Consider the following 10,160-nt stretch of genomic DNA (forward strand, 5'->3'; position numbering starts at 1 on the left):
TGTTTTTTTATGAGAGATTTTTAGATGTTTAATGAATCAACTGCCCGTAGAAGCGGGAGCGACAACCTAGCATTTGTTGCGAAATATGGCATTTTTCGGACAAAGCCGTCGCCAATCTACAAAGACGTCGTGAAGCGTGCGTTGGACACGGTGTTTATCGTGCTATCGCTTCCATTCCTGCTGCCTATCCTGTTGGTCATCGCTCTGATCGTGGCCCGCGATGGTCATTCGCCTCTTTATAGTCAGGAACGCATTGGCCGCGGCGGTCGTGCATTCAAGATGTGGAAGTTCCGCACCATGGTGCCGAACGCCGAGCGAAAGTTGAAAGATCTGCTCGCCACCGATCCTCAAGCGGCAAAAGAATGGCACGCCCATCAAAAGCTGAAGAACGATCCGCGGATTACAGCGATCGGTCAGTTGCTGCGCAAGACATCAATCGACGAATTGCCGCAGCTTTGGAACGTGCTGGCCGGCGACATGAGCCTGGTGGGCCCGCGCCCGATGATGACGGATCAAAAGGATCTATATCCTGGCAAGGCTTACTTCGCCATGCGTCCGGGAATGACCGGTCTGTGGCAGATTTCAGATCGTAACAGCTGCACCTTTGCTGCACGGGCGTCCTTCGACACCGCCTATTACCAGAAGATGTCGTTGGCGACGGATTGCAAAATCATCGCTGCGACCGCTGGCGTTGTCGTTCGCGGCACTGGTTATTGATCGGCTTCTGAATTGACACGTCGGCGCCATCAACGGACATTGTCCAATGATGGCGTCTTGTGCATTGGTTTTCTGACCATCCTTGATTTTGGGCCCTTGACGCGTGAGTGAACAAAGGATGGGCCCTGATCCATGACCCGCATATTGCCCAAGCTGATTATGTTGCTGTTTTTCGCGCTCGCCGCCTGCGAAAGCGCTGAGGAAAGGGCGGAGCGCTATTACCAGTCAGGTCTGGCGCTGCTCGAAGCAGGTGATGTTGATCGCGCGCTCGTCGAGTTTCGGAACGTGTTTGCTGCAAATCCGCGACACGCCAAAGCGCGGCTGGCCTATGCCGACGCGCAGCGCGAACGCGGCCTGATCGCTGACGCATATGGCCAATATGTCCGTCTTATCGAAACAGACCCGGACAATGTTGAGGCGCTTGTTGCGCTCTCAGAGATCGCAATCCTTAGCAGCGGATGGGAGGATGCCGAAACCTACGGGCGCGCCGTGGGCCCCCTCGCCCCCGAGGATGATCGCGTCATCACCGTAAACGCTATGCTTGACTATCGTGACGCTGTCATGACCGAAGAACCCGCCGCAGTCCCAGCCAAGGTGGCAGGCGACGTATTGGCGCGCGATCCGAACAATACCATTGCCCGAAAGATCGTCATCGACCATGCGATCATGCAGGGAGAAATCGACAGCGCATTGGAAACTGTTGAGGCCGGATTGGACATCGACCCCAACCAACCGGAATTGCACGTCATCCGTGTCGGTTTGCTCAGCGAAGCAGGCGACCCCGCCAAAACGCAAGCCGCGCTGGAGCAGATGGCGGCACAATTCCCAGAAAACGAACAAGTCCAGCAAGAACTGATCGCGTGGTACATTTCCCGGAACGATCTGTCCGCCGCAGAAACCTATCTGCGCGCACTTGCCGCTGCCGACGATGCAAGCGAAACCGAAAAGCTGACAGTGGTCGATTTTCTGCGCCAGACACAAGGCATGGAAGACGCACGCGCGGAACTGGATCGGTTGATTGCAACCGAAGATGACAACAGTTCGTACCGCGCCCTACATGCCACGCTGGCGTTTGCCCAAGGTGATCAGGACGCCGCCATCGCTGAAATGGAAGGCATTATTGCAGAGAATGAGGCATCAGACAGTGTTCGCGATTTCAAGATCCTCCTCGCTCAGATGCTGGAAAGCCAAGGGAATACGGCGCAGGCGCAAACCTATGTAACCGAAGTGCTGGCAGAGGATGCCGGGCATATCGATGCGTTAAAGATGCAGGCTGGATGGGCCATTGCGGATGATGATCCCAATGCGGCGATCATTGTTCTAAGGCAGGCGCTCGCAGAGGCACCGCGTGACATCAGCCTGATTACCTTGCTTGGTACCGCGCACGAACGAGCAGGCGATCATGACCTCGCAGGCGAACGCTATGCGCTGGCGGTCGAAATCTCGAATCAGGGCGTCGAACCATCCCTGAGACATGCCAATTTCTTACTTGGCCGAAACAGGTTGGAAGCAGCCGAAGCCGTCATATCGGGCGCCATCTCTGTCGCACCGCAAGACATCGAACTCTTGGCAAAGATGGGAGAGTTGCAGCTTCGGCAGGGCGAATGGAACAAGGTGACGCGGATTATCTGGCAATTGCGCGCTATGGATAACAGCCTTGCCAAAGACGTGGCAGATCGGACAGAACTGGCCCTTCTCAACAGACAGCGGCGGTTCGATGAAACCCGCGTTTTCCTCGAAGAGATGATTGCCGACGGCGGCACCAGCATGGCCGCAAAAGCACAACTTATCGAAGCGCAAATCAGGGCGGGTCGTGTGGATGATGCTCGCGCTTTTTTGAGTGAAGAGCTGGAAAAAGCACCTGAAGATCCGACGTTGCGCTTCCTACAAGCGGATGTGCATGTTCTCCTGGACGATCCGGAGGCTGGCGAAGCGGGATATCGCGAATTATTGGCGAGTTTTCCTGAAAATGAACTGGTGTTGGGGCGGCTCTTTGGGCTGCTGGTCGCACAAGACCGCCAGGAAGATGCAGATGCGGTTCTGGATGACGTATTGGCGGACGCACCCGACGCTATGATGGCCAATCTGGTCAAAGCATCGCGGCTGGAAGCAATAGGTGACTTTGACGGTGCCATCGCGATTCTTGAAAATCTGTATGCCAATGACAGCAGTAATCTGGTCGTTGCAAACAACCTTGCCAGCATGATCACGACACGACGTGACGATGACGAAAGCGTCGAACGGGCCTATGCGATTGCCGCTCGGATGCGGGGAACGGATGTGCCACAGTTTCAGGATACGCTCGGTTGGATTGCATATCGGCAGGGCAATTTCGACGAAGCGCTGACATATCTCGAACCCGCCGCGCGTGGCCTGCCAAATGATGCGCTCACACACTATCACCTCGGGTTGACCTACCTTGCGCTGGAGCGGCCAGGCGACGCGCGGAACGCATTGGAAAAAGCGATCACACTTGGTGAAGGTCAGGACCTGCCGCAAATGAAACGGGCGGGTGAATTGCTCGCAGAACTACCCTGAAACAAGTGGCATGACGATTGGAGCAATGTCAGTGTCTTGCGGTGCTAACCGCCCTGGGCATCGCCTTGGGTGACACCTTTCGCTCAATCGGTTCGGACCTACTGGCAAACAGCACCAATACAAGACCCATCCCCAAGGCACCAAAGACACTGTGGCAAAGCAGTGCAATCCAAATTGAATAACCCAGATAAAACGTAATCACATTTGCAACCGTTCCGGTAACCACGCCAGCAAACACGGACTGCAGCAAAATCGACCCGCCTGTCGAGGGTGCGTCAATCTGCTGTTCTTGCGTGTCGTCCAATCGTGTCATGCGACAGTGTTCTCTCTTCGTAGGTGTCAAGCGCCGGTCCAAAGTGCCAGCTGTTCCGCAATCCTTTCATCGGCGCTGTTTGGATCGATGATAATATTGGTTTGTAATAATCAACCATGAATAGAGTGTTAATTTCCATCATCTTGCGCCCAATGACCTGCTTGATGGCAAATTGTTGCCGAAACGGAATTAATTAGATGTAGACGAGACAACCGAATTATTGTTGATCACACCGGTTCGAGGATAACGCCGGCAAGCATAAAACCAGCGGCAGCACCAAATTGGCCACGCACCATTTGATCCGCGCGGAACGGACCGACATTGCGTGAGAAAATGGCCTGAAACTCATCCATCGACGCGGAAAATCTGATATTTAACGTATGAAAATCAAACATTTCCTTGCTGATCGGGTATTGCGCCTTGTAGACAGCCTCCTTGGCGCAAAACAGCTTGCGCGCCAATAAACCTCTTTCAGAAATTGGTCGGGCTTGCAGTCGTTCCCGTTCATCCACAGTCGTTATCACCTCGATCAGATCAGCCTCCAACGGCAGATCAGGCTCGATATCAACACCGACAGTTTCGTCACCCAAAGTCACAACCGCAACACAGGCAGAATCGCAATGTGCAATGCTGCCGCGCAGTCCTTCTGGCCAAATGGGGGCCCGATCTGCGCCCATAAGAATCGGTCGCACAGACTGACCTATTGCCTTCATCGCCAGCCGTGCCGCATACCGCCCAGCGCTGAACTCGCGCAATCGCTTTGGCACCATACCTTCTGTTGCAGCCATCTCAGCGGGCATCAATTCCGGCTGTTCAGCGGCGGGATCTGTCACGCCGACACCCATCGACGCGGGGAACAGACCCCGCATCACCACCTGCAGATCGGACAACGCGGGGTCAGACCCTAACCCGGCATTCATCTGGTTCGGTTGGCCCGCATGTTGCGGCGGCGGGCCATGGCATCAGCGCGTGACTGCGCGCGGTCCGCAACCACTGATGCTTGGACCGCTGGTTTGCTTTCCGACGTCACGCCCAAATGCTTGCCCAGCCCCGACAGGGTCGGAAACCGGAAGATGTCCGTGATAGAAAGGCTCGTCAGGCCCAATTGGTCACGCATTTCGCGATGTGCCTGTACCGCGAGCAGGGAATGACCCCCCAGCGCAAAGAAGTTGTCGTCAGGCCCAATCTGCGGCACCCCAAGGATCCGTGACCAGATTTCCGAGATCCCGCCGGTCACATCAGACGAAACAACGGTCTTGGCGGTGACCGGCGATGGCCTTGGCGCGGCCGCAGGTTTTGCCGGCGCCGGCAACGCTTTTCGATCCACCTTCTTATTTGGTGTCAGAGGAAACCTGGCGAGCGTAACAAAATGAGCAGGGATCATGTAAGTCGGCAAATCCACGGCCAGCCTTTCACGCAGATCTGCATCGGCAACACTGCCTGATGTGGTCATATACGCCACCAGTCTGACGTCTCCGGGGGTGTCTTCGCGGGTCATTACGACCGCTTGAGTCACGTATGGTGCCGCCTCTAGCTTTGCTTCAATCTCGCCCAACTCAATCCGATAACCACGAAGTTTGACCTGATGATCGGTCCGACCAATGTAATCCAGCCGACCATCGGCCCTCCAACGCACCAGATCTCCGGTGCGGTACATCCGTGGGTTCACCTGATCGGTATTTACAAACGGGTCGGGCAAAAACCGCTCGGCGGTCAACTCGGGCCGCTGCCAATATCCGCGCGTCACACCAGCGCCGCCGACATAAAGTTCACCCGGCACGCCGACCGGCACCGGCTGACCCCCGTCATCAAGGACATAGACCTGAGTGTTCGCAATAGGACGGCCGATATTCACGATCCCTTCATCAGGACCGGCGGTTTGTGTCGTCGACCAAATGGTCGTTTCGGTTGGCCCATACATGTTCTCAATGCTGGCATCCGTGAACGTCGCCAAATCCGCGACCAAAGAACCTGACAGGGCCTCACCCCCGATCATCAGATGCTTGACGGTACCCAACGCCTGACTGGCATCTTCATTCATGCAGATCATCCGGGCCATGCTGGGTGTGCACTGCAGATGGGTCACGCCATGGCGTCTGATCTGCGCCGCGATTGAAAAGTCCTGTGGATCAACCTCAGCAACTGGGCCATTCACACGGCGCAGCACCTCGGCCAATGGCCGCAGACCGTCAAGAACGGTTTGCGTTTCGATCCCATACTCGATCAGGCAGGCCACCTCATCAACGCCGATTTTCTTGAGGGCCTCAACACGCTCAACGCCATCCTCAACGGTGCCAAACAGGCCGGAATCCTCGAAATACCGCAAGAAGGCGAAATCGAGTATCGCTTCCAATTCATCCGGTTCCAACGACCCCAGGTCGATGTCCATGGGGTTGGCTGCACCTTCTGGTTTCTTGAACGCGGGGAAGGCCCAGGCATATTGCTTGATCAAACCCGCCGCCGCGCGCAGATAGTCTTTCATCGGTTCGCGCGCGATCTCACGCGCCTTTTCACGGTCATCAGCCAGGAAAGTATGCAGCATCAGCGTGACCTTGTGGTCTTTCGGATCATGGCCCGCCTTACGCAGCGCATCATGATAAACCGTGATCTTCTCAGCTACCTCGTCAATGCTTTGACCCAAAAGATGCGTCAGTACATTGGCGCCCACTTCACCGGCCTGCGCCCATGTGGCAGGGTTACCTGCCGTCGTCACCCACATCGGGATTTTCTTGGACAGCGGGCGCGGCTGCGTCACGACGCTGTGCATTTTCCCGTCTTTGCGCGGAAACGCGACCTCTTCACCGGCCCAGAGCCTGCGGACCTTGTCGATAGAGTCCGCCAATGCCGGCTTGTTGTCCGGCGGCGTATTTTCAGGACGCAGGACAAAGTCATCAGGCTGCCAGCCTGATGCCATTGCTAGACCAACACGACCACCCGTCAGGTTGTCAATCACCGCCCATTCTTCGGCAATTCGCGCCGGATGGTGCAGCGGTGCGACGATGCTACCGGCCCGGACTGCCAGATTCTCTGTGACAGAGGCGACCGCCGCACCGGTCACCGCTGGATTGGGGTAAGAACCACCAAAGGCGTGAAAATGACGCTCCGGCGTCCAGACGGCGCAAAACCCATTTACATCAGCAAATTTTGCGCCTTCCAGCAACAGCTCATACCGGTCGGCGCTGACCGCATCATTGTTGCCCCAGTAATACAGGCTGAAATCCATATTCTGCGCGCTGACCGCGACTGGCCCGGCGCCGCCAGACACCAACGCGCGGCTTTCATCGCCGCTGATGACCAGCTTGAAACCACGTGCCAACGTATAAAACAGCTCCAACACCGAGATATCGAAGGACAGGCTGGTCACCGCCAGCCAGACACCGCCCGCTTCGTGGTTGATCCGATCATCCATGCCGGTAAAGAAATTGGCCACATTGCGATGCTCCACCATGACGCCCTTCGGCTTGCCGGTAGAGCCCGAGGTGTAGATCACATAGGCCAGATCAGTCGAATCCATAGGCGTATCGGGATTGGCATCGGAGCTGCCAGATAAGCGCGGATCGGTATCCAGCGCTAAAACCTGTGCGTTATGCGCGGGAAGCGCAGCAGCCAATTCCGATTGCGTCACGATGACCGATGCACCGCTGTCTTCGATGTAATAGGCAATCCGATCAGCCGGAAAGGCGGGATCCATCGGAACATAAGCACCACCCGCCTTGAGAATTCCAAGCGCACCAATCAACATATCGGCAGAGCGATTGGTATAAAGCCCGACAAGCGTGCCGGGGCTCACGCCGCTCTCGCGCAGAACATGGGCGACACGGTTCGCAGCCGCATTCAAAGCAGCATAAGTGTAAGTCTCATCTTCAAAAACAAGCGCGACCGCATCTGGCGTGCGCGCGACCTGTTGCTCAAACATACCATGCAGGGTCGCGTCCTGATCATAATCCGTTTCCGTCCGGTTCCAGCCATACAAAACCAGATCGCGTTCAGTGTCTGGCATGATCGTCAGCTCGGCGATAACCGCGTCATCGGAACATGCCGACGCGATGCAAGACAGCCTGTCAACAAGACGATCCATCGCCTCATCTGCCAGGCGCGCACTGTCATAAACCAACACAGGTGCCTGATCATCTTGGGCAAAGGCCAGCGTCATGGCAGTGCCATCAACCAGATCGGCTGATCCCAGTGACACGCCGACCTGTGGCTGCGGGAGGTCAGAAAGGTCCGGATCACGTGCAATAAGGTCCAGCGCGAAAGACGGATGCTCTTTTGCAAACGAGACTTCCGCCACAACCTTCGAAACAGTATCAGAGAATGTCGCACCAGTCGGCGCGTCCACAGACAGCGGAACCCAGCGGCTGAACAATCCGGTATCCAACGCCAGATCTGCCGCATGTAGCGCTAGAAAAACTCTGTCCTCGGGATTAAGCCGCACGAAAAGACCATAGAACGCAGCGATCAGCTGCTCTTGTGACAGTGAGACATCCAACGCACGGTGTTTCACTTCACTCGAGGCACAGTCGGTGACCTCCGCCAGCGGCACAGGCACAGACGATTTCAGAGTACGGCGCCACCGTAACTCGCCTGGGGCGATCTGTGCCATTACGGCGGTCAGCCGCTCTGCCCTATCCGCATCAAGAGGCGACAAACTATCGCCTTTGCCGGGCAGATCCGCCGATGCAACATCTTGACCGTAAATATCCCTTAGCACCAAGAGGCGAATTGGCTCAGAGCCGGTCGCAACCACCACGCCGTCTTCTGTGACATCCAGAACCGTTCCGGGTGCAGCAGCAGGCAAATCGGTAATCTCTGCCCTGCCAACCAGCATGACCCGATCATCAAACAGTATCTTCGGGGCCGTCAGCGGATTCCAATAGTGACCATGATCCAGCCCGCGGATCAGCCGCAACAGAACGTCCGCATCCTTGGCAAAATCAAGCACCCCAGCCGCTGCCGGACGATCAGCACGCGCGAACAGCTGACGCGCTGCCAGGTCTTGCTCCCGCCCTTCGGGACGACCCGTTTCAAGCTGGGCAATGACTGCACCAAATCCATCAATTGCAGCGGCAAAGCATTTTGCGTTCAGGGTCAGTGCGGTCTCGTCGGGGGCAAGGTCAAACATACGTTGATCAATAATCGCGCCTTCATCAACGCCGCCATCAATCATGTGCCAGGTGATACCGTGCTGTGTTTCACCATTCAAAATCGCCCAGACCGGCGTGTTCAAGCCAGCGTAGCGGGGCAAGGGCCCATCGTGAAAATTAACAGCCCCTTTCCCAGCCAACGCAAGAACATCATCAGGGACCAGCGATAGGTTCGCGATGCTCAAAACCCAGTCGCACGGGGCCAACCGTCCGGCCAACCCAGCGCCGGGATGGGCCGTGTTGATCCCCTTTTCGACAGCCCAGCTACGCACGTCGTCATCCCGCGTCACAACCGTGTCAATCCGGTGATCGTTGTCCAGCAACATCTGGCCGCAATGGGTCAAAAGGGATTCATTGCCGATCAGAATACAGGAAAAGCTACTCATGGGTGGCTCCAATGCATTTGGTCCCTTGCCGGGACATACTCTTAAGACTCATGACTGCCCCGAATGGACAAGGGGGGTATTTTGGATCGCAGCGTCAGTTGCGTTCAGTTTCGCGCTCCGCACCACCGCGCGGATATCATGCACCATCAGGTCGCGAAGAAACCGCGCCTCTCCACCAAACTGCTTGCGCTGGATCAGGCATCGCAGACGCCAGACCAGCCCGCCGGCAACATGCGCGACAGTTGCCGCTGCCGCATAAACGCGACCATGGTTCTTGACGAAGTAATGCAGGCGCGAGTCAAACCAGTAGCCAGGCTTGCGCGCCCAAGTCTTCATACCTGTTGAGACCGACCCGATATGGGTCACCTTGCTGTCGGGCAGATAGACCATTGGCCAACCCGCCAGCTTGGCGCGACGGCACAAATCGGTCTCCTCGAAATAGAGAAAGAATGTCTCATCAAACAAACCGATCTCGGCCAGCGTCTCGTACCGCATCATCATGCTGGCCCCAGCTGCCCAATCCACAACCGTCGGGCCATCCGGCAAAGGTTGCGGGATGACATGGCGGCGCAGGAGTTTAGTGATCGGGCCGGTTTTGGCAGCACCCTCCAACTCGCTCCAGATCGACGGAAAGCGGAAGATCGTGCAATGCCAGTCGCCATCGGGGCCGTGGATATTACTACCTGCAAACCCGGTCTTTGGATTGGCCTGAAGATAGTCCAACAGGATCCTGATCGCCCCGTCATCCGGGAAGGCATCTGAATTCAGGATATAAACATAGTCAGGCGGCGGACCATCACGCAGCCCCGCCTGAATGCCATAATTGTTGCCAGCACCAAAACCACCATTGTGGCCGGACTGCACAACGCGGACCCGGTCCCAACCACGTTCCTTCACGCCAGCCTCTAGCGCTTCAAACGATCCATCCTGTGAATCGTTGTCCACGATGATGATCTGCCCGTCGATTCCCTCCATTTCGCGCAGCGCGGCCTCCGCCGACTGCAGGGTCATATCGGGCGTCTTGTAATTCAGGATAATGGTCCAGAGTGTCGGGTCAGCCAT

General features: G+C 56.5%; 5 protein-coding genes. 2 read left to right on the forward strand and 3 right to left on the reverse strand.

Annotation, left to right across the window (positions count from 1 at the left end; all coding sequences use genetic code 11):
- Positions 1–24 precede the first annotated feature (24 nt).
- Entirely contained in the window at positions 25–717 is a 693-nt protein-coding gene (locus ACFWW4_RS02570) for a sugar transferase (protein ID WP_393932736.1), read from the forward strand.
- Positions 718–849: 132 nt separating this feature from the next.
- Positions 850–3,255 carry a tetratricopeptide repeat protein gene (locus ACFWW4_RS02575; RefSeq protein ID WP_411889431.1) on the forward strand — a complete coding sequence of 802 codons (2,406 nt, stop codon included), beginning with the start codon at positions 850–852 and terminating at the stop codon, positions 3,253–3,255.
- 540 nt (positions 3,256–3,795) lie between these two features.
- On the opposite strand, the gene ACFWW4_RS02580 is transcribed toward ACFWW4_RS02575, so the two are convergent.
- From ACFWW4_RS02580 to ACFWW4_RS02590, 3 genes are read right to left on the reverse strand one after another with little or no spacing between them, the layout of a single operon-like run.
- Positions 3,796–4,488 (reverse strand): 4'-phosphopantetheinyl transferase family protein, encoded by a 693-nt coding sequence (locus ACFWW4_RS02580; RefSeq protein ID WP_411889432.1) that lies wholly within the window; start codon positions 4,486–4,488, stop codon positions 3,796–3,798.
- Positions 4,485–9,098 (reverse strand): MupA/Atu3671 family FMN-dependent luciferase-like monooxygenase, encoded by a 4,614-nt coding sequence (locus ACFWW4_RS02585; RefSeq protein ID WP_411889433.1) that lies wholly within the window; start codon positions 9,096–9,098, stop codon positions 4,485–4,487. The genes ACFWW4_RS02580 and ACFWW4_RS02585 overlap by 4 nt, the downstream gene beginning before the upstream one ends.
- A gap of 48 nt (positions 9,099–9,146) precedes the next feature.
- On the reverse strand, positions 9,147–10,160 hold the full coding sequence (locus tag ACFWW4_RS02590) for a glycosyltransferase family 2 protein (protein ID WP_411889434.1): 1,014 nt from the start codon (positions 10,158–10,160) through the stop codon (positions 9,147–9,149).

This window comes from Yoonia sp. SDW83-1 (assembly GCF_046762885.1).
Taxonomy (GTDB): domain Bacteria; phylum Pseudomonadota; class Alphaproteobacteria; order Rhodobacterales; family Rhodobacteraceae; genus Yoonia.